18 protein-coding genes are annotated in these 19078 nt (G+C 37.3%); 14 read left to right on the forward strand and 4 right to left on the reverse strand.

The genetic code is table 11. The features are described 5' to 3' along the window. Position 1 precedes the first annotated feature (1 nt). The 4 genes from BLR30_RS12610 to BLR30_RS12625 form a co-directional block, all read right to left on the reverse strand. Entirely contained in the window at positions 2–3655 is a 3654-nt protein-coding gene (locus BLR30_RS12610) for a hypothetical protein (protein WP_089859351.1), read from the reverse strand. Positions 3656–3696: 41 nt separating this feature from the next. Continuing rightward, positions 3697–4131: a hypothetical protein gene (locus tag BLR30_RS12615; protein ID WP_175443660.1), complete on the reverse strand. Its 435-nt coding sequence runs from the start codon at positions 4129–4131 to the stop codon at positions 3697–3699. After that, positions 4079–4432 carry a hypothetical protein gene (locus BLR30_RS12620; protein ID WP_089859357.1) on the reverse strand — a complete coding sequence of 118 codons (354 nt, stop codon included), beginning with the start codon at positions 4430–4432 and terminating at the stop codon, positions 4079–4081. The genes BLR30_RS12615 and BLR30_RS12620 overlap by 53 nt, the downstream gene beginning before the upstream one ends. Positions 4433–4729: 297 nt before the next feature. Continuing rightward, the gene (locus BLR30_RS12625) at positions 4730–5983 is read right to left on the reverse strand and encodes an arsenic transporter (RefSeq protein ID WP_089859360.1); all 1254 of its coding nucleotides are present in this window, start codon (positions 5981–5983) and stop codon (positions 4730–4732) included. 207 nt (positions 5984–6190) lie between these two features. Here BLR30_RS12625 and BLR30_RS12630 point away from each other — a divergent pair, with 207 nt between their 5' ends. The 14 genes from BLR30_RS12630 to BLR30_RS12700 all read left to right on the forward strand — a co-directional run bounded on the left by BLR30_RS12630 (position 6191) and on the right by BLR30_RS12700 (position 19056). Next, positions 6191–6787 (forward strand): Crp/Fnr family transcriptional regulator, encoded by a 597-nt coding sequence (locus tag BLR30_RS12630; RefSeq protein WP_089859364.1) that lies wholly within the window; start codon positions 6191–6193, stop codon positions 6785–6787. 74 nt (positions 6788–6861) lie between these two features. Beyond that, a complete protein-coding gene (locus BLR30_RS12635; protein WP_089859366.1) occupies positions 6862–7563 on the forward strand; it encodes a CPBP family intramembrane glutamic endopeptidase in 702 nt (233 codons plus the stop codon). A 44-nt stretch (positions 7564–7607) separates the two neighbouring features. Beyond that, positions 7608–8045, forward strand: coding sequence for a nuclear transport factor 2 family protein (locus BLR30_RS12640; RefSeq protein WP_089859370.1), 438 nt, complete (start codon positions 7608–7610; stop codon positions 8043–8045). 251 nt (positions 8046–8296) lie between these two features. Then, a complete protein-coding gene (locus tag BLR30_RS12645; protein ID WP_089859372.1) occupies positions 8297–8680 on the forward strand; it encodes a DUF2147 domain-containing protein in 384 nt (127 codons plus the stop codon). Positions 8681–8684: 4 nt separating this feature from the next. After that, positions 8685–10001 (forward strand): TolC family protein, encoded by a 1317-nt coding sequence (locus tag BLR30_RS12650; RefSeq protein ID WP_089859374.1) that lies wholly within the window; start codon positions 8685–8687, stop codon positions 9999–10001. Positions 10002–10009: 8 nt separating this feature from the next. Beyond that, on the forward strand, positions 10010–11101 hold the full coding sequence (locus BLR30_RS12655) for an efflux RND transporter periplasmic adaptor subunit (protein ID WP_089859378.1): 1092 nt from the start codon (positions 10010–10012) through the stop codon (positions 11099–11101). Between the two features lie 5 nt (positions 11102–11106). Beyond that, positions 11107–12348: an ABC transporter permease gene (locus tag BLR30_RS12660; protein ID WP_089859382.1), complete on the forward strand. Its 1242-nt coding sequence runs from the start codon at positions 11107–11109 to the stop codon at positions 12346–12348. Positions 12349–12777: 429 nt separating this feature from the next. Beyond that, entirely contained in the window at positions 12778–13449 is a 672-nt protein-coding gene (locus BLR30_RS12670) for an ABC transporter ATP-binding protein (RefSeq protein ID WP_089859388.1), read from the forward strand. Positions 13450–13493: 44 nt separating this feature from the next. After that, complete coding sequence (locus BLR30_RS12675) at positions 13494–13931, forward strand: hypothetical protein (protein WP_089859392.1); 438 nt, start codon at positions 13494–13496, stop codon at positions 13929–13931. Between the two features lie 75 nt (positions 13932–14006). Beyond that, positions 14007–14375: a hypothetical protein gene (locus BLR30_RS12680; RefSeq protein ID WP_089859397.1), complete on the forward strand. Its 369-nt coding sequence runs from the start codon at positions 14007–14009 to the stop codon at positions 14373–14375. Between the two features lie 121 nt (positions 14376–14496). After that, positions 14497–15462: a sensor histidine kinase gene (locus BLR30_RS12685; protein ID WP_089859400.1), complete on the forward strand. Its 966-nt coding sequence runs from the start codon at positions 14497–14499 to the stop codon at positions 15460–15462. Positions 15463–15464: 2 nt separating this feature from the next. Continuing rightward, entirely contained in the window at positions 15465–16223 is a 759-nt protein-coding gene (locus BLR30_RS12690; RefSeq protein WP_089859403.1) for a LytR/AlgR family response regulator transcription factor, read from the forward strand. Positions 16224–16396: 173 nt separating this feature from the next. Further along, positions 16397–18166, forward strand: a complete 1770-nt coding sequence (locus BLR30_RS12695; RefSeq protein WP_089859406.1) for an FAD-dependent oxidoreductase — start codon at positions 16397–16399, stop codon at positions 18164–18166. 311 nt (positions 18167–18477) lie between these two features. Continuing rightward, positions 18478–19056 carry an NAD(P)H-dependent oxidoreductase gene (locus BLR30_RS12700; RefSeq protein ID WP_089859408.1) on the forward strand — a complete coding sequence of 193 codons (579 nt, stop codon included), beginning with the start codon at positions 18478–18480 and terminating at the stop codon, positions 19054–19056. Positions 19057–19078 lie beyond the last annotated feature (22 nt).

The raw sequence follows: 19078 nt of genomic DNA on the forward strand, positions 1-19078 counted from the left end.
TTTATTCTGATTTATTATAGGCAGCGTACCAGCCAAGACTTTTAGCTGTAGCACCAGGATTAGGATTGCCAAATAACAAGAAATCAGTATTACCTCCTGGCGGTAACTTCAGTATACCGAGGAGTTTCAAGGCAATATTAGATAGTGTAAGGAGGTATGAGTTTTGTTCTGTTACGTATTGTAAACTCAGCTTATCAATAGATAGTTTCAATACACCTTGTATGCTCAGAAGTTTGGCGTTGCTGGAAGTGCCGGGCAGCTTAATACCCACAAACGCGTTGTAGGCGGGAGCGGCACTTTTAGAACCTGGGCTCCATGCTATCAGGAGACTGGCATTAAAGCCTGCGCTGCTTGCCAATTCACCTGGTGAACCCATATTAAGTGTCATTTGCAATCCATACCAATCACCTGCAAGTCCTGTGGCATTGATTCCGGGTAAAGAAAGCTTTAAAAAACCCTGTCCTGATGGAGCCGACTCGTCATTACCGCTCAACAGCTTATTAATCTGTAAAGCAAAATTTGGATAAAGGCTGTTCTGTCTCGCATTACTTTGTGATGAATTAAATGCAATCTGCGAAGCATCAAAAGCAAAAGTTGTAACTGATGGCGTATTGAGATTAAATGCCATATTTACATACAAATTACTGTAATTGAGTCCTTGTTGCAGCGTATCACTATTTAATTTGATACCAAAAGAGAACGCATCCAATGCATAGTCTGTATCTCCTTCGTTCATAGCCAGAGCTATCATAGTACCAAAGTTAAGATAACCCCACATAGTAAATCTTGATTGTATATCGAGTGCTGCAGGATCGGTAGTAAGTGTGTTAAACTGTATCTTAGTAATCTCCACATTAGTCAGAAGATTACTGTCAAAAAAGAAAAGATTATCGTCTTTATTGTCGAAAACATATACAGGAGTGCCGTTATGATCCTGATAAGTTCCATTCAGTACTACAGTATTTAAACTATTTGAACCGTACGGATTGTTTGTTCCGATCACTTTATCGGAGAAAAGGTTATTCATAGTCAGCTGAATCTTGCTGGCAAAATCCTTTATAGCCGTATTTTCAAACAATACCTGAAGGAAAAGTACTTTAAAATCATACGTAGCCCCTGCTGCGGGCTGTATCGGCTTATTAGGATTCAATCCTTGCGAGATTTGCTGGGCGTACGCAGGGTCAACATAATTTATCAATCCGAATAGAGAGCTGACCGGATCCATCGTTATCACATCACTGGCATCTACACGGTTTACCTCTATCCCAAAGTGATGCGCATAGAAGTTCTTAAGATTAATACCACTGATTAATCCTTTTAATTGTTGTGGAAACTCCTGCAAATCGATGGTTGCTTTCAGAGCCAGAATACCATTCCAATTGGGATCATTGATAATGTCGTGAAATTTCTGATAATATTCCAGCTGTCCGGATGTAGGATCTGCGAGTGCGTCATTGTACGCGTCTTCAGCCGCTTGTAAATAATTCTGAAGCCACGACGATACGGCAACAAGCTGGTTATAAGCAGAGTTTGGATCAGTATTGTCTTTATCAATATTAAATGCATTAGCCTGTGTCCATTCTTTTGGATTTTTAACCCTGTCAATGATGGTACCCTGACAGAATTTAAAAATTAAAACATTATTATAGTCGGCATAGGTATTACTCGTTCCTACGTTCAGATCAAATGGCCAGTCTTCGATAGACATTTTATTGTTGAACACAGGTTGATTGCTTGAGCCACCGCCTGGTGTATTCATCGTTGAGAATAAATCGCCTAAATATTGATTATTGGTCATCACCAGAAATTGCTGATTGGTGAGAAAGGCACTCTGCATTTGTGGCATCAGATTAATAAAACTGAGCTGATATTGTGGTGGTGTTGCCGGAATTTGTCCTTCAGGATTAAGATATTCGGGTGAACCGTTAGTTACGGTATTCTGAGCCAGGTTTAATAATCCCCAGCTTCCATCATTGTTTACATTGGCCACCATTCCCTGTGGTGTAGCAGAAGCAGTATATGTTGTTGATCCTGTTTCGGCCATGGCTCTTTTTGAAGAGCTTTTACTGGAGCGAGGAGCTGTGAAGGCGGCTGATATCAATGCTTTTCTTTCTGCACTGAGTACTTTAGATTCAAATGTATCAATATTTTCTGCGCTGGGCGGAGGTATAAGAATTACCCCAAGATAAGGTGCCAACGGTACGGCAAAACCATTATTTTGTGGCATATCTACTGAAGGTTCATAAAAACCGAGAAATCCTGTGATATTATTGGCAGATGATGCTATTCCATGATCTTTAGCAAATAAAGATGCGCCCTGAGGTTGTGAAGCATACTGCACATTGCCCGGTGTAGAGGTTGCAATATTGGCCCATGCTGTAAGATAAGTGCTTTCAAGTATGGGATTATCGGTGCCTGGATTTGCCAGCGAAACTTCCTGTCCTGGAAAATTGGCCGCAAAGGCAGCCTGCTTTGATGTAAAGCGTATGGTGTCTCCTGTAATGACACCTGCATTGTTTTTATAAGGTGTAAATGTAATTACCTCGGTACCTGAGAGTCCGGGAAGTAGATTGTATTGTCCGTTTTCATCGGCAAAGGCGGCTTGTGATGCTCCTGGATCAAGATAAAAATCGCCTTCCGGGGAAAGATAATATGGCATAGTGCCAGCGGCATCTTGTGGTGATATGACAAAGCGTGCGCTGTAGTCTGTTGGAAATAAATTATTAACCGGTGCTCCCGAATCTATCATATTTACAGCGGGCCACAAGGTAAGTGGATAGCCGGTATTAATGGCATAATTACTTGGTAAGGAAGCAACTCTTGTCTGGCTGGTAACGGTATTGTAGATCTTGCCAGTGATGGCAAAATAGGTATTCAGTCCGTTGTTGTTTGCTATATCTAGCAGGTCGATTTCGGTTTGGGTAATTAGATAATCATTGGTGCTGCCTGCTTTCAGCATAGGATAGGCGAAGTACGAAGGTGGTACGCTGTCGCCATAGTAATAGTTATTTTGTAAACCATAGGCTTTAAAATCCGAACTCATGTTCAGCCCCAGTGAAAAACGAAAACACCCTGTACCCGGGCCACTGAAAGGAATCGTAATGTCACTGTTGAAAATCGAACTGGTACCAAATACTTTATTGGCGAAACTCATATTGGAATTGCCGGGAGTCCAGATAAGCCGCAACGCATTTGGAGTTACGTCTGGTTGCAATGTCATTGTGGTATTGTTCCGTATGGTAAGTGTAGCAAAACCATTTCCAATGGTAGCGTTAAATGTCTGTCCTACAACAAAAGGTTTGTTGGTACCATATTGTGCAAAGTTGAGGACAGTTGTATTTTTAGAAGAAGGTATCTCATTCGGATTGCTCAGCCATGCAGTTGTGAGATTAGCTGTTACATTCTGACGAAATGTAAGAAGATAAGGCCGGTAATTATCAATAAAAGTCTTTGGATCTGCAGGCGCTGTGTCGGCAAACAGAAAGTAGACCTGTTGCTGTACCGCAGTCTGAAGACTGATATCCGGATCGGTATAAGAAGACCCTTCCGGAAGCAATAAAGCAGTCCAGTGTTGCCCTGTTTGGTTGTATATATACAGCTCAGGGTTTCCTGAGTTTTCATTGCTGAATACGATTTCTGTTTCGGATTGTTCCATAAGAATAATTATTTTTTATCTGAATGGATAAATGTGAATTCTTAACCGGGACAGAATAGCATAACGACAATTACTACATTCAGGAGTGACAGATTTAATACTGTAATTACTGTTCCGGCAAAGTTGCCTACAGCAATTGCCTGTTGACCGGGCTTTAAATAGTGTGTACCATTGAATGTTGTCGTGCTGTCCAGTGTAATCGTACTGGTATCGGGTGCGCCGGTTAGTACGATTGTAGCTGTATTGGCCTGGCTGTTATTGGTAATAGAGCAGATACAATCACTTCCGTTGTTGGTTTGTTTTTGGGCAAATTCAAAACGGGTAAGGCTAACAGTGTCTGCTTTAGACTTGACCATACCCTGAGCCATTGCCAGGGTATGACCAAGAATAAATAATAAGAGAATCTGAAAGCGAAGTTTTCCGCTACGATTGACTTGTCTGGCACTGAATAGCGGCCTGAGCGTCATTCTGAACATTGGTAATATTGGTGATGGTAACTGTTGTTCCTAGAAAATTACCTGTGGCAATAATTGCCATTGATGGATTGTTAGGAGGCAACGTCCAAATACCGTCAACGCTAGAAACCATAGCGCCGTTCACCTGTACAGTAAGGCCACTTGCAGGAGCACCTGTAATAGCTACTGTCAGATTATTAGCAAGGCTTGCATTAGTGATGTTAAGAGTTGAAGAAGTACCATTTGCTGTTTTCCAGGTACAATACTGTCCTGAATTAATACTTGCACTTCCACTTTGATTGATTTCTGGATTTTGTGACATAATTATTAGTTTTGAGGTTAAAAAAAATTAAATATTAATTTATTCCGGAATATGTTCATGAAGAAATCTTATTGATATATCCAATCTTAATCGGTTTTAAAATTTGCGATTGTTTTATACTTATAATCTTTCATTAATGAACTATCCAAAGTAACGAAAATAAAATAATACACCTGTAGGTGAAAATACTTAAATTATAAACTGCGTATTTATACCTAGTTGATTATCAATGTCAAATAAGACGGTAAAAACAAGTGTAAATAAAATTTTATAAGAATTTACAGTGTCATTTCCGGATTAAATATTAATCGTTAACACAAACAGGGCTCCAATAAGTGCGGGGATCATAACTACAATTCCTAATGTAAGGAAATCCCAAGCGCTGATTTCATATCCGTTTTTTCTGAGTTCCCTGAGCCAGAGAATGGTCGCCAGAGATCCTGTGATTGAAAGATTTGGCCCGAGATCAATACCGATGAGTATGCTGTTTCTGATCATTTCGGGTAAGTGGAGATCTGAAAGTGTAGTTCCTGCAATGAGTCCGGCCGGTAAATTATTGATAAGATTGCTTCCAAATGCAGTTATAAAGCCCGCTGACCATATTGTATTTTCAGTTGCCAGATGAGCACCCTCTGAAAGTTTCTGAGATAAGATGTTTATGATGCCTGTTTGCTGTACTGCCTCCACCAGAATAAAAAGACCTGCAACCAAAGGAATTACAGACCATGAAATATCACGCAAAAATTCAGCAGGATTTTTTCTGCCGGCTATAGAAATAATAATAGCTGTACTCAGTCCTGTAATAGCGGTGGGTAGCCCAAGATCCCAATGCTGAAAAGAGGCCAGCAATAATATCAGAGTAGTAAATATAATTCCTGCCAGCGCCATTTTACCCCCGATATCTAAGGTGTGTGATTCATTATCAGTTATTAAATTTTCTTTCAAAAATTTTTTCTGAGTAATAAAAAGAGCTGAAAATGTTATTCCTACCGCAACGATTGACGGGAGGAAATAGGTGCTGATCCAAACTGTTAAAGAAGGTAAATCAGATCCATAGATGACAAGATTGGCGGGATTGGAGATCGGTAAAACAAAGGATGCCGCATTGGCAATAAAAGCGCAGATAAGCAAGTATGGCAGGGGATTTTTAACCTTTGCTTTCACTACCGCTGCTGCAACTGCCGGGGTGAGAACTACTGCTGTAGCATCATTAGACATCAAAACTGTAACGAAAGTTCCTATTAAATAAATTAAAATGAAAAGTCTTACAGCGGATCCGGCTGCAAGTTTTATGGCATAGGACGCGAGCCAGTCAAACAAACCTTCCTTACGTGCAGATTCTGCCAGCGCCATCATTCCTATTAAAAAAAGATATACATCCAGGCCTTTGCTTATACCTGTCCAGGCATTATGAAGCGATATCAGTCCGAAAAGTAATAAAATCATTGCGCCGCCAACAGCCCATACCGATTCCTGTATTTTATATGGTCTTATGATTACTCCGGCAATCGCGATTAGTGTAATCAGATAAATAAAAAAATCAGCATTCATGTTCGCTTCAGTATGAAAATTTTATCGGATGTTGGCTTGTATATAGCTTTTAATCATGATCTTAAAATTGAAGAGCATTGTGCAATCTTGCGTAAAAAAGAATATATTTTGACTTCTGCCAAAAACTGTTCCAATAATTTTCAGGAAAATTGTTATGGCTAATCAATTAAATTTTTAATACTCATAACATTTAAAATTTTATTTTTAATGAAAATTTCATTCATGCCGACACCTCAACAGATTCAGGAAGTCTTTTCAGTGTATTATCATGCAGACAGTAATATTTGGGAACGATTTTCAGAAAAATTAACAGTAAGAACGTTTCAGAAAAATGAAATCATAAAGGATTATGACGGTGTAGAAAAATATCTGAATATTGTCGCCGAAGGCTCCTTAGGACTATTCGTTTGGAATGGTAAAAAAGATATATGCATCAACCTTTTGTATGAAAAGAGTTTTATGAGTGATTATTTTTCTTTTCTCAGACAGCAACCTTCCGGAATTAAAACCCAGGCGCTGGAAGAATGTACACTCTGGTCGATAAGCTATCCTGATCTCAATGAGCTGTACGCGAGAAATGAGACAGGATTACGAATCGGGAAGGCAATTTCTGAGATTTTATTTTTACGAAAACAGCAGGAGCAGATCAATCTGCTGACGCTTAGCCCTAAAGAACGTTATCTCAACCTCATCAGCCAGCGTCCTGAAATTTTTCAGCGTACACCTCTCAAAATAATAGCTTCTTATCTGGGATTAACCGCAGAAAGCCTGAGCAGGCTCAGAAAAAGAGTCACCGGAAATTAAAACTTACCCATCGTCAATTTTATTTCGCTTTGTTATTATTAGCTTTGGATATTCTTATTTCAAAAACAAAATCCATGAGAGAAAAACAAATCGGGAGCATCATCGTGTTTTACGCCATTGCAGTTTTATTTCGTTTTTTGGCTGTTAAAACTAATCTTTTTCATTTCGCAGACAATGAATTTTTGAAGATACTGCTTCGCGGTATTGGTCCGACAATAGGCGCTTTTGTTTCTATTACACTTTTTAAAATTCCGTTAAAACTTTCTCTGAAAGGAAATTACCGAAACCTGTTTTTGCCGCTGACGATTTTCTGGATTTTTCCTGTGATATTGATCGGAACGGTAACTTTTATTCAGGAAGGCAGATTTCCTATTATGCTTCTTTTCACCGTTTTAGTGTATGGATTATTGGAGGAAATCGGCTGGCGCGGGTTTTTGCAGGAACAGCTGAAAAACTTACCTAAATTTCAAAGCATAACGATTATTGCTGTTTTATGGTTTGTATGGCATTTGAATTTTGAATTCACTCCCTCCAATATGATTTTTCTCGGTGTCCTGATTCTGGGAACCTGGGGAATTGGTAAAGTATATAGTAGTACTTATTCATTACTGGCAGTAGCGGCATTTCATTCGCTGAATAATTTTTTCAGAAATGGACTGCATGAAAAGGAATTGATTTTGATTGCCGTGTTATTAGTGATCTGGATAGCTTTTATGGTTTTTTATAAAAGAAAATTTAAGACTCATACTCAGACTTCGGAACTCACCAATGATTAATTATCTCAGTATTTAAAAATTTTATAACCATTAAAAACAAAATAATGAAGTATCTGTTGACATTAGCCTTTGCAGCCTTTATATTGATTAACTGCAACGATCGAAAAAGCACAGTACCGACTGAAAATGAGAAATTGGGTCAACAGTATTTTAAGCATTTCAATAATCATGACTGGAAAAAAACGGCAGAAATGTACACCGAGACTGCCGAATTTAAAGATCCAAGTCTGGGAAAAGGTATTGTAAAACAATCAAAACAGCAGATTATTGATAAGTATACCGCTTTAAACCAGATGTTTCCTGATGTGAAAGATAAAATAATCAAAATATATACTTCAGGAGACAGCAACATCATAGTTGAATTTGTATCAACAGGTACAGCACCTGATAATACTACTTTTGAACTTCCAATCTGCACGATTTTCACTATCGAAAACGGTAAAATTACCAAAGACTTTACCTATTTTGATAATTTTGAGTAAGTAAAAGTCATCTCTTATTTGGCAATGTGTAATGTAATCCCTCGAGACTATCGGGGGATTATTTGTTATTGAAAAGCTTAAAAATAAAGTTGATGTTCATTTAAAGCGCTGTTTTGTTCATTTCATTTTGTCAATAGCCCACTTGCATATGTTTCTATGAGTATTGCCTTATCTGCTTATTGATATTTGCAGCAGAAAACAGATAGGCCGAATCTTATCTATAATTCTTTAAAAATATAAACAATTTGAATATGAAAAACTTTTTTAAAACAGCAAGAGTAATTTTCCCATTGATATTCATACTTCTGTCAATGAATATGAAGGCGCAGACCTCTGAAGATAAACTTATTGGAAAATGGACTAACGAAGGAAAAACGAGAGTGATAGAATTTGTGAAGAACGGAACTTCTTATGACGCTATTATCAGGAAAGCCGAAGATGCAGGTTTAATTGGTAAAAAGCAGATAAGCGGGCTGAAATCTTCAGGAAAAGACAGCTATATAGATGGTACTGTTTACATCATAAAAAAAGGAAAAACAGCATCCTGCTCAGCACAGATTACGAAAGACGGTTTGCTGAATATTAAAGCGTCTTACGGGATGATGTCGAAAACTCAGGTCTGGACGAGATTATAGATCCATGAGAAAATCATTTTTAATACTGTCTTCCATGCTGTTTTGCCTTTCCGTAAAAAGCCAGGTCGTATTTGGTTCTTTTCAGGAAGTACTGGACTATGCAGATAAACATAGCATTTCCATACGTATTTCTGAAGAGCAGCAGGCCGTGAATGTCATTCGGGAAAAACAGTCAAGGTCGTTTCTGTATCCATCCGTCAATGCATCGGCGGGATTTAATGACAACATCACTTTGCAGCCTACTTTGGTTCCGTCAAGGCTTTTTAATCCACAGGCACCGGAAGGAAGTTTTGAAGAAATGACATTTGGTAAACCTTATCTTTATACAGCTTCGTTACAGGCACAGTGGAATGTTCTTGATTTTCAAAAGATCTTTGCGATTAAAACATCCGAATTTCAGTCAGAAGCAGGAAAACTGAATACGGAAGTCAATCGTTTCAATACCTACAATCAGCTGGCTTCTGTGTATTATTCCATATTGCTGGCTCAGAGATCATTAGAAATAGATGAAAAGAATATAAATACGACCAAAGAAATGCTGAAAAATGCCTCAGAAAAATACCAGAAAGGCATCATCAGCGAATCTGATCTCAACCGTGTTTCAATACAACATTTGCAGAATGAAAAGAAATTTAAAACTACAGAAAGTAACCTGGCTCAACTTTACCGCCAATTGCAAAGCATTCTTGATCTCCGTGAAAAAATTCAGATATCAGACCTCAGAATTGATGAGAGTCATATTATTGATGCTGATTTTCAGGCTGTTCATCCGGAAGTCCTTTTTCAGGAAAAACAGGTCGATATTTCAAAGTCACTTATAAAACAAAGTGAAGCAATGCGATATCCATCTTTGGGATTCGTTTATCAGTACAATTACAACTGGGCGACGGATCATTTCATGGACTTTTCAAATGTTAACAAGCTTCCTCAACAATTTTTTGGAGTTAAAATTAATGTACCTGTTTTCAATGGTTTTTCCATCAGCCAGAAAATAAAAGAATCTCAGGCTGAACTGAAGATTCAGCAGATGCAGCTCGAAAACACAAAAATTGTAAAAGATAAAGAAGACGAGATACTCAGAATTCAGTACGATCAGTCTGTCACAGATCTTGAAAAAAGCACCCGGATATTAGAATTGCAGGAGAAAAATGATATACATACCCAAAATAAATATGAAAGCGGAATCATCAGTCTGGATGAACGTCTTGACCGGTATTCTGATCTTCTTTCCGCGCAGTATAATTATCTCCAGAGCCTTTCAGATTTTTCTTTAGCAAAATATAAAATCTTCTTACGGACAATAGATTTTCATAAACCATAGCACACATTATGATAAATAAAACAAAACGAACGGGCCTTTTTTTATGTGCATTAATGCTCGTTTCCTGTACCAAAACAGAAAAGACATCAGCAGTAAGAAAGAATATCGAGGATGCCGTTTTTGCAAGCGGATATATAGAAATGGAAGATGAATATATAATCTCTGCCAAGATCAGCGGAAATATTTTGAATATTCCGATCAAAGAGGGCGATATGCTGGCCGAAAATAGTCTTATCGCAACCATCGAAAGCAATGTACAGACAGAACAGCTGAAAGATGCAGAAGCCGTCTACTCACAGTCAAAGGAAAATGCTTCCACAAACTCCCCGCAGTTGATGCAGCTACAGTCGCAGATCGATCAGGCACAGCATCAGGTAGCGCAGGACAGGAAAAACTTTCAGCGGTATCAGGAACTAAGAGCGAAAAACTCTGTTTCCCAGTTGGATTTTGAAAAGGCGCAACTCCAGTATCAGTCTTCTCAGAACAATTTAATTTCACTTCAGAAAAATTATCAGGATTCAAAAAATGCACTTGATCTTTCCAGGAGAAGAAGCGCAATAGGCGTTAATCAGCAACAAGATATTTTAAAAGATTACACCATCCGTTCCGAAGGAAATGGCGAAGTGCTAAATGTATTCAAAAAGGAAGGTGAGCTTGTGAAACAGGGAGAAGGTATTGCAAAAATAGGGCGTGGAAAATTTAAAATTAAACTTTATGTTTCGGAAGATGATATTGCTAAAATACAGGCCGGACAAAAAGCCGCGATTCACCTCAATACTTATCCTGACGGAAATTTTATGGCAACGGTTGCTAAGATCTTACCCGCTTTTGATGATACAGAACAGTCATACATCGTCGAAGCAAAATTTGACAAAACTCCGGCAACTGTTTTTTCCGGTACACAGCTTCAGGCCAATGTAGAAACATCGAAGAGAAAAAATGTACTGGTGGTACCGACTTCCTATATTTCTAAGGGAAAATTTGTAACACTGGAAAATCATGAGCAAAGACAGGTAATTGTTGGTTCAAAAGATAATGAATGGACAGAGATCCGCAGCGGGATTTCCGAAAAAGATATTCTCATAAAACCTAAAGACTAAACGTCATGAATACGAATAGGAAAATATCCTGGGTACATCTATCATCCAAAGTCAGACAACTTTTGGTTGCCGTTCTGAGTGTAACATTTGGAATATCGATGTATATTTTTATGAACAGTTTTATGTCCGGTGTTAATAGTGCCCAAACGCAGATTACCTTTACTTCGATGTCACATATCAGGATCTATAATGATTTGCCGACCGATGTCAATAATATTTTGCAGCCATCTAAAAAAGATGATAACACCTTAGTGATCGTAAACAATGCAAGAAATATACGATATACGGAAGGCATTAAAAATACGGAACCCATTAAAGCATCTGTCTCAGGCCTGAAAAATATATCAGCAATAACGGAACAGCTTAATCAGAATATTTTCATTCGAAATGGCGTGACAAAAATCAATGCCTCTCTCTCCGGAGTAGATGTGGAAAATGAAGATCATCTTTTTCATACAGCAGATTATATGCTGCAGGGTAATTTTTTTGACCTTGAAAAGCGTGCAGACGGAATTATTCTCGGGGTGAAACTGGCACAAAATCTTGGAGTAGGAATGGACGACAATATCACGGTACTCACCTCAGACGGGATCTCAAGAATTTTTAAGATCATAGGAATCATCGAAACCGGTTCTGCCAGTGTAGATAAGACCAGAGCTATTATTTCTATTCGTACAGCGAGACAGCTTTTCTCAAAGAACAGAAGCTATGCAACCGATATTCTTATCAATATAGATGATTTTAATAAATCTAAAGAAGTCTCAAAAAAAATAGCTTCGATGACCGATTATAAAGTTGAAGCGTGGCAGGAAGGAAATGCCCAGCTGGATTCTGCAAATGTTCTCCGGAATATTCTCGCAGTAGCAGTTTCTTTTACGATTCTTATCGTTGCAGGATTCGGAATTTATAATATCATGAATATGACGGTCAATGAAAAAATCAAAGAAATTGCCATCCTGAAAGCAATGGGTTTTAACAGTAGCGATATTGTTGAAATTTTTCTTACACAGTCTGTCATTATTGGTCTTATCGGTGGATTTACGGGGCTTGCTTTTGGGTATATTGTTTCTATGATTGTCGACCAGATTCCTTTTAAGATAGGCTCTTTTACCACTTTGCCAATCGATTACAGTCCGACCGATTATGTTTTAGCCTTTGTATTCGGATTGCTGATAACGGCAATTGCAGGATATCTGCCCGCCAGAAATGCTTCGAAAATAGATCCTGTAGCCATTTTGAGAGGATGATGAAAACAAACAATCGGGAAAATAATGAAGACGCTGTTTTAATCTACATCAAACTATTTGTAATTGTATTGATCCTGATTTTTTATGCGGAAGCATATCGTGAATATTGGACATATTATCACTATTGCGATACATACGGGCAGGAGGTGTTTTGCTACTATTGCTACCTCTTTTATAATTGATCTGAAATAAAAACCTGAATCAACAATAATTTTTATGAGTCCGGAAAATTTCAAGAACATCACAATCAGGCCATCTGAAAACAGCAAATACAGCAGTCAAGACATTGCTGAAAGCCGTATTAAAAATCTGATTATGGTAATTATATTACTGATTCTCTTTATTGTTCTTACGATTATTGAGATTTTAATTATCACCCTTTTTTTATGGATGAAAAACCCAAAATGAACACATTAATTTTTTATAATTATGAAAGCATTATCAATACATAATATCAATAAATATTTTTATGAACCCGAAAAATTCCAGGTGCTTAAAGAAGTCTCTTTTGAAGTGGAAAAAGGTGAATTTGTTGCTGTTGTAGGAAAATCGGGATCCGGAAAATCAACCTTATTGTATCTTCTTTCTACTATGGATACAGATTATGAAGGCCGTATTTCAATCAATGAGACTTTAGTGACGGGTCTGAAGCAGAATCAACTCTCTGCCTTCCGTAACGAACATATCGGTTTTGTGTTTCAGTTCCACTACCTTCTGCCCGAATTTTCAGTGCTGGATAATGTCATGCTTCCCGCATTGAAACTTAAAAAACATCCAAAAGAACAAATTGAACATAAAGCAATGGAACTTCTCAGCTTACTCGATATAAAAGGGCACGAACATAAAAAAGCTTCTAAAATATCAGGAGGTCAGCAACAGCGCGTAGCTATTGCCAGGGCATTGATTAATGATCCGGCAATTATTATGGGCGATGAGCCGACCGGAAATCTGGATTCTAAAAACACAGAAATTGTTTTCGAAATTTTTCGGGAACTCGCAAAAGAAAGGGGGCAAACCATCATTGCGGTTACTCACGATGATGAGTTTGCTGCCAATTGCGACCGTATTATTGAGATGGCTGATGGTAAAATTATCCTTTAATAGTTGCACCAATGCTAATACAAAAAAGTAAAAAAATTAGAATAATGAATAGAGGATTATTACTGTTATTATCTATATTCTTCATCATCAAAATCCAGGCTCAGGAAGGGAAGCCCGATCTTTTTGGGGTTAGTTATGGATCAGATAAAATCAAAAATGATTCTGTAAAAGGAAAAATAAAAGATGTGGATGCTTTTCTGAACTTTCCAATTTACCGTGATAACGAAGAAGCAGTTGGCGGAAGACTCCAATTTAAATCAAGAAGTATTTCCGGTCTCGATCCTGCATTCTCAAAAGATCTTTATGGAACAGATTTTTTCGTTTTCTGGCAAGTAAAAATAAAGCAAAAATATAAATTGTATTTCTTTGCGCAGGTTGGTGCATATTCCGATTTTAAGGATATTAGTGAAGAAGATTTCCGTTATTCTTTCGGTGCAAGATACACGATACAGCATAATGATAATCTAAAGACAGGCTGGTGAATTTCCTATAACAGGCAGTTTTATGGGCATCAATTGAATCCGTTCATATCCTTTGATTATCAAATTACACCCAAATTGCAGCTTACAGGTCTTCTTCCGATCCGGCCAAAGCTTATTTATAGCATTAATGATAAACTCTCCTGGACTAATGAAATATTTGCAAGCGCAGGCAGCTACAGACTTTCGGCAAGTGATGAGAACAGTCGTTTTATAAGGATAAACAATTGGTATGGGATGAGCAGCCTGGAATATAAATTATCAGGGATTCATAAAATTTCGCTGGGAATAGGATATGATTTTATCAATAGCCTGAAGCTTTATGAAGATAATACCGCTACAAACTGGAGTGTTTTTACTTTCGATCTTCGTCAAAAATCAGAACCCATTCAGGAGATAAGATCCAGAGGATTGAGATTTAATATCGGATATAGTTTTGGGCTGTAAATATATGCTGTATTAAGGCCTAAATCTTTACGAAATGTTTATTAGATTTGAATAGAAAAATTAAAATTATTAGAAAGCCATTGTCTGATTCTTATTTTATTTAAATTAAAGAACCTTTTACATGAAAAAAAGGATACATATCATACTGCCTATAGCACTGGCCATCATTTTGCCGGGGCTTAATTTCTTTTCCATTTCGGAAACTTCTGGTATTCAGCCGGACGGATTTGCAGAGAAATGGCTGTATGCTTCTATTGTTTTGTATGTTCTCTGGTACATTTTACAAGCGGTCTCCAATATCAAAACAAAATATAAGAATCTCGTTATTACGGCAGTTGTTGCATCTTTTGTCTTTATTGTTTATGTCCTTTTTGCCCTGTTGATATTTAAAATTCCTAATGCGATCAAATGGGTATTTATTGTTAAATTATTTTTTGCGGCAGTATTGTTTTTCATTATTCAATTCGCACTGAAAGCTAACGAAAGCATTTCAAAACTTCAGCTGGAGAAAGAGCAGATCCTGATTGAAAATTACAAAGTTCAGCTGCAGGAACTCAGAACGAAAGTAGACCCTCATTTTTTGTTCAATTCTTTCAATACGCTGCGTACCATGATAAGGAATCAGCATCCTTCCTCGGAACAGTTTGTCATGAGTCTTTCCAATTTTTACAGGCTGACGCTTTCTTTGAACAAAACATCCACCACATCTCTTAAAGATGAAATCGATGTACTGAAATCTTATTTTTTTCTCATGCAGACCAGGAACGAAGGCGCTATAAAAGTCTCCATTAATATCGATGAAAACCTTTTGCAGAAGCAAATTCCTACACTGAGCCTTCAGATTATTGCAGAGAATTGTTTTAAACACAACAGAATTTCTTCGTCAAAACCTCTGGAAATAAATATTTATACAGAAAATCATTACATTTTAATAAGAAATAACAGATTACCGAAACTTACCGTCGGAAAAGTTTCCGGATTTGGTCTTGAAAATATTGCACAGCGCTATGCCTTATTAAAGATATCCGATGGAATTGTCAGTACTTCGGATGATGATATATTTGAAGTAAAGCTAAAATTAATTTAATTATGAATGTTTTGTTGGTGGAAGATGAGCATCACACAGCCCGGATGTTGCAGGAAATCATCGAAAAAGATAAAGATTTTATCGTTCTCAGAACGTTGGATTCCATTGCGGAGACCGTGTCTTATCTTGCAAAGTACGGCCAGAATATAGATTTAATATTTCTTGATATCCATTTGTCAGACGGACATAGTTTTGAAATATTCCGCCATATTGATGTCAGTATCCCGGTTATATTTTGTACTGCTTACGATGAATATGCGCTTAAAGCTATCAGAAACAACGGAATAGAATATATTCTGAAACCTTTTGAAGATGAGGAAGTCCTGAATGCACTCCATAAATTCAGGCAACTGGCAGAGCGTTTCAAAAGACAGCTGAACTTTGAATTTCCCGGAGAAAAATCAAAAAATCATGTATATCAGGAAAGTTTTCTTGCCCAGCAGAAAGACAGAACAATTGTGGTTTTTACAGAAAATATTGCAATGTTTGCCATAGAGCAGGATATTGTTTATTTATATACATTGGACAGGAAGAGATATCCTGTTTTCAAGAATATGGATTATATCACGAATGCTTGCGATCCTCATATTTTTTTCAGGATCAATCGCCAGATGCTTGTTAACAGAAATGCTATCATAACGATTCAGCCTTATTTCAACAGAAAAGTTATATTAGAGCTTAAAATTAAGCCTGAAAATCAAACGATTGTTAGCCGCCTGAAAGTTACTGCTTTCAAAGAATGGCTTGAAAACGGAAGGTAAATTTACAATCTTAAAGTTAATATTTCAGTATTTAAGAACTGATGGTTTCCGTAAAATCAGTAAAAATACTTAATAAACTGTTTATAAATTCACTTACATTTGATTCATTCATTTTTAAATAAGCTTACTACTTAAGCTAACTATAAAACTAATAATCAATAAACCACCATTTCATGGAAACTACGCTCAATATCATCGAGATCTTAAAGGAATATCTTCCAAAGGACAATATGCCTGAAATATTGTTTGATTCGCCTTTAACAAATAAAGAGTACAACGACAAAAGACAAATATTCAATACTTATTTTCAGTTCCGGCCGACGGCAATTGTATTCTGTACCAATACACAACAAGTTTCTGAAATCATTAAATGTATTAGAGAGAACAATTATACAGGGGTATTGAGAATTCGTTCTGGCGGTCATGATCATGAAGGGGAATGTTCGGCAACTGATGCTCTTGTACTAGACCTTTCCAAAATGACAAAAGTCGATATTAATGCGGATCTCAACTATGCAACCATCCAGCCCGGAATCATGTTTATCGACCTGATAAAACAAATGAATGCACAGAATGTAGGGTTGCCACACGGTACATGTTATTCTGTACGTATAGCAGGATTTACATTTGGTGGCGGATGGGGACCATGGACCCGACAAAAAGGTATGGGATGCGAAAGTCTTGCCGGCGTAACCATTGTATTGGGTGATGGCTCATACCGGACTATCGTAGATAATAAGCTTATCCCTGAATATAAAGGACAGCCGGTGCTGGATCTTAATGAAGAAGACCGCAAAATTTTGTGGGCATTACGCGGTGGCGGCGGTATGAGTTATGGTATTATTACGGAACTTATTTATAAAACATTCACCATGCCTGATTATACGACTAAATTTACCGTTGCATGGGACCAAAAATTTGGTCAGGATATTCCGCCTGCTGTTGATATCCTTAAACGTTGGGAAGAGCTTATAGGATATAATGAAAATATTGACTTACTGGGCACTAATCTTAAAGTGGTTGCTAAATTCAAAGATCTACAGGATACAACTCCCGTAGAAAAATCTTTACATAATTGCTATTTTTATGGATATTACATGGGAAGCAAAGACCAGTTTCAGAGCCAGAAGGATTTTGAAGACAACCTGCAGCGCATTATTGAAGAAAAGTGGTTTCCAAAGAACCAGTTTAGGCAGTACAATGTTAATTTTGAAGATAGTATCGAGGCAGTATTATCCAATAATGTTAGCAATAACTCAGGTAAGCTCACTGCCGTATCGGATGTTCACAAACGGCAATGGAGCCCATTCTCAGCTTGGGACAGAATTGTAAAATGGGATACAAAGCAGAATAAACATCCGGTTTTAGAAGCTTTATATAACACTGATTTCTTACCTCATCACTACCAGGCTATTCCACCTGAAATAGACAAACCTGCACCACATAAAATCACTTCAAGATTTGCCACGGTTATAGATGATGAAGAACTTGCATCGCAAAGGAGAATTAAGCTGATAGAAAGTCTGGAGTCGAACCTTTTGGTTACAGAAGGTGAAAAGCAGGGGATGAATACTTATTTTACTTTAGGAGCTATTTCGGGAGCGTATTACCGGGATTATGATTTTGCCGCAAACCAATTTCCGGAAGGAAGTTCTTTCGCATATAAAAAATGCTTTTATACGATCCAATATCAAGCGTGGTGGGACAATGACGGCATTGAAAATCCTAAAGTTCAGCCTTACGTGAACCGTGCTATGGATTGGTTAGAGGTTTGCCGAAATTATGAGATTCCTGCCACATATGGTGCTTTCATCAGTTTTAAAGACGACAGCATTCCGACACGTGTTTATTTTCAGGAAAATTATGACAGGCTCAAAGAAATAAAAAAAGACTATAGCAAAGATCCTGATAATATGCTCAGTAGTAGAAAAACGATTATCTGATAAATAAATATGGTAACTCATCTTTAAAAAAATTAAATCTGAGAAAAAGAGACACAGAACAAAAGTTTTTTTACTTTAGTTTTAATCCATTTATTATTTATACCCACGATCGAAACTCATATAAAAACCCACTGCGACTTGGATTGCAGTGGGTTTCGATTTTATAATTTTTGAATCAAAGATGTATATCGCAATCTTTTTTAACTTTAGCGCCGATTGCAGGAATTGATTTCAATAAGTTTTTAATTTCTTTAAAACAATCTGTATTACAAAATATATCTTTAAATTGTTGACAGTATTAAATGAGCATAATGAAAAAAATATTGATTATCAATGGTCACCCAAATAAGGAATCCTTTAATTTTGGAATTGCTGAATCCTACAGGAAAGGAGCTGTTGAATCAGGTGCTGAGGTAAAGGAAATTATTATTGCAGAACTGGACTTTAATCCTAATCTTCAGTTTGGATATCAGAAAATAATGCAACTGGAACCTGATCTTATACAGGCTTGGGAAAAAATTGTCTGGGCAGATCATCTGGTCTGGATTCATCCTGTCTGGTGGGGTGGGTTACCGGCAATCACAAAAGGTTTTATTGACAGGTTGTTTTTACCCGGATATGCTTTCAGATACAGGAAAAATTCTGTCTGGTGGGATAAGCTTCTGAAGGGTAAAACAGCACATATTATTACGACATTAGATCAACCTGGGCTATATTACAGATTGATGTTTGGAAGACCAAGTGTGAATCAGCTCAGGAAATCGGTTCTGCAGTTTTGCGGAATAAAACCGGTAAAAGTTACTTACATAGGAATTATTAAAACCTCTGATGAAAATCAACGTAAAATTTGGCTTAATAAAGTAAAATTAATAGGAATCAGGCAAAGTTAATTCAAATACTAATGTGAATGAA

It is taken from the genome of Chryseobacterium taeanense (genome assembly GCF_900099685.1).
In the GTDB taxonomy this organism is placed as follows: domain Bacteria; phylum Bacteroidota; class Bacteroidia; order Flavobacteriales; family Weeksellaceae; genus Chryseobacterium; species Chryseobacterium taeanense.

Excerpts from the sequence above, each read along its gene's own strand:
- BLR30_RS12610 (WP_089859351.1), bottom strand. The coding sequence starts at position 3,655 with ATGGAACAATCCGAAACAGAAATCGTATTCAGCAATGAAAACTCAGGA.
- BLR30_RS12615 (WP_175443660.1), bottom strand. The coding sequence starts at position 4,131 with ATGTTCAGAATGACGCTCAGGCCGCTATTCAGTGCCAGACAAGTCAAT.
- BLR30_RS12620 (WP_089859357.1), bottom strand. The coding sequence starts at position 4,432 with ATGTCACAAAATCCAGAAATCAATCAAAGTGGAAGTGCAAGTATTAAT.
- BLR30_RS12625 (WP_089859360.1), bottom strand. The coding sequence starts at position 5,983 with ATGAATGCTGATTTTTTTATTTATCTGATTACACTAATCGCGATTGCC.
- BLR30_RS12630 (WP_089859364.1), top strand. The coding sequence starts at position 6,191 with ATGAAAATTTCATTCATGCCGACACCTCAACAGATTCAGGAAGTCTTT.
- BLR30_RS12635 (WP_089859366.1), top strand. The coding sequence starts at position 6,862 with ATGAGAGAAAAACAAATCGGGAGCATCATCGTGTTTTACGCCATTGCA.
- BLR30_RS12640 (WP_089859370.1), top strand. The coding sequence starts at position 7,608 with ATGAAGTATCTGTTGACATTAGCCTTTGCAGCCTTTATATTGATTAAC.
- BLR30_RS12645 (WP_089859372.1), top strand. The coding sequence starts at position 8,297 with ATGAAAAACTTTTTTAAAACAGCAAGAGTAATTTTCCCATTGATATTC.
- BLR30_RS12650 (WP_089859374.1), top strand. The coding sequence starts at position 8,685 with ATGAGAAAATCATTTTTAATACTGTCTTCCATGCTGTTTTGCCTTTCC.
- BLR30_RS12655 (WP_089859378.1), top strand. The coding sequence starts at position 10,010 with ATGATAAATAAAACAAAACGAACGGGCCTTTTTTTATGTGCATTAATG.
- BLR30_RS12660 (WP_089859382.1), top strand. The coding sequence starts at position 11,107 with ATGAATACGAATAGGAAAATATCCTGGGTACATCTATCATCCAAAGTC.
- BLR30_RS12670 (WP_089859388.1), top strand. The coding sequence starts at position 12,778 with ATGAAAGCATTATCAATACATAATATCAATAAATATTTTTATGAACCC.
- BLR30_RS12675 (WP_089859392.1), top strand. The coding sequence starts at position 13,494 with ATGAATAGAGGATTATTACTGTTATTATCTATATTCTTCATCATCAAA.
- BLR30_RS12685 (WP_089859400.1), top strand. The coding sequence starts at position 14,497 with ATGAAAAAAAGGATACATATCATACTGCCTATAGCACTGGCCATCATT.
- BLR30_RS12690 (WP_089859403.1), top strand. The coding sequence starts at position 15,465 with ATGAATGTTTTGTTGGTGGAAGATGAGCATCACACAGCCCGGATGTTG.
- BLR30_RS12695 (WP_089859406.1), top strand. The coding sequence starts at position 16,397 with ATGGAAACTACGCTCAATATCATCGAGATCTTAAAGGAATATCTTCCA.
- BLR30_RS12700 (WP_089859408.1), top strand. The coding sequence starts at position 18,478 with ATGAAAAAAATATTGATTATCAATGGTCACCCAAATAAGGAATCCTTT.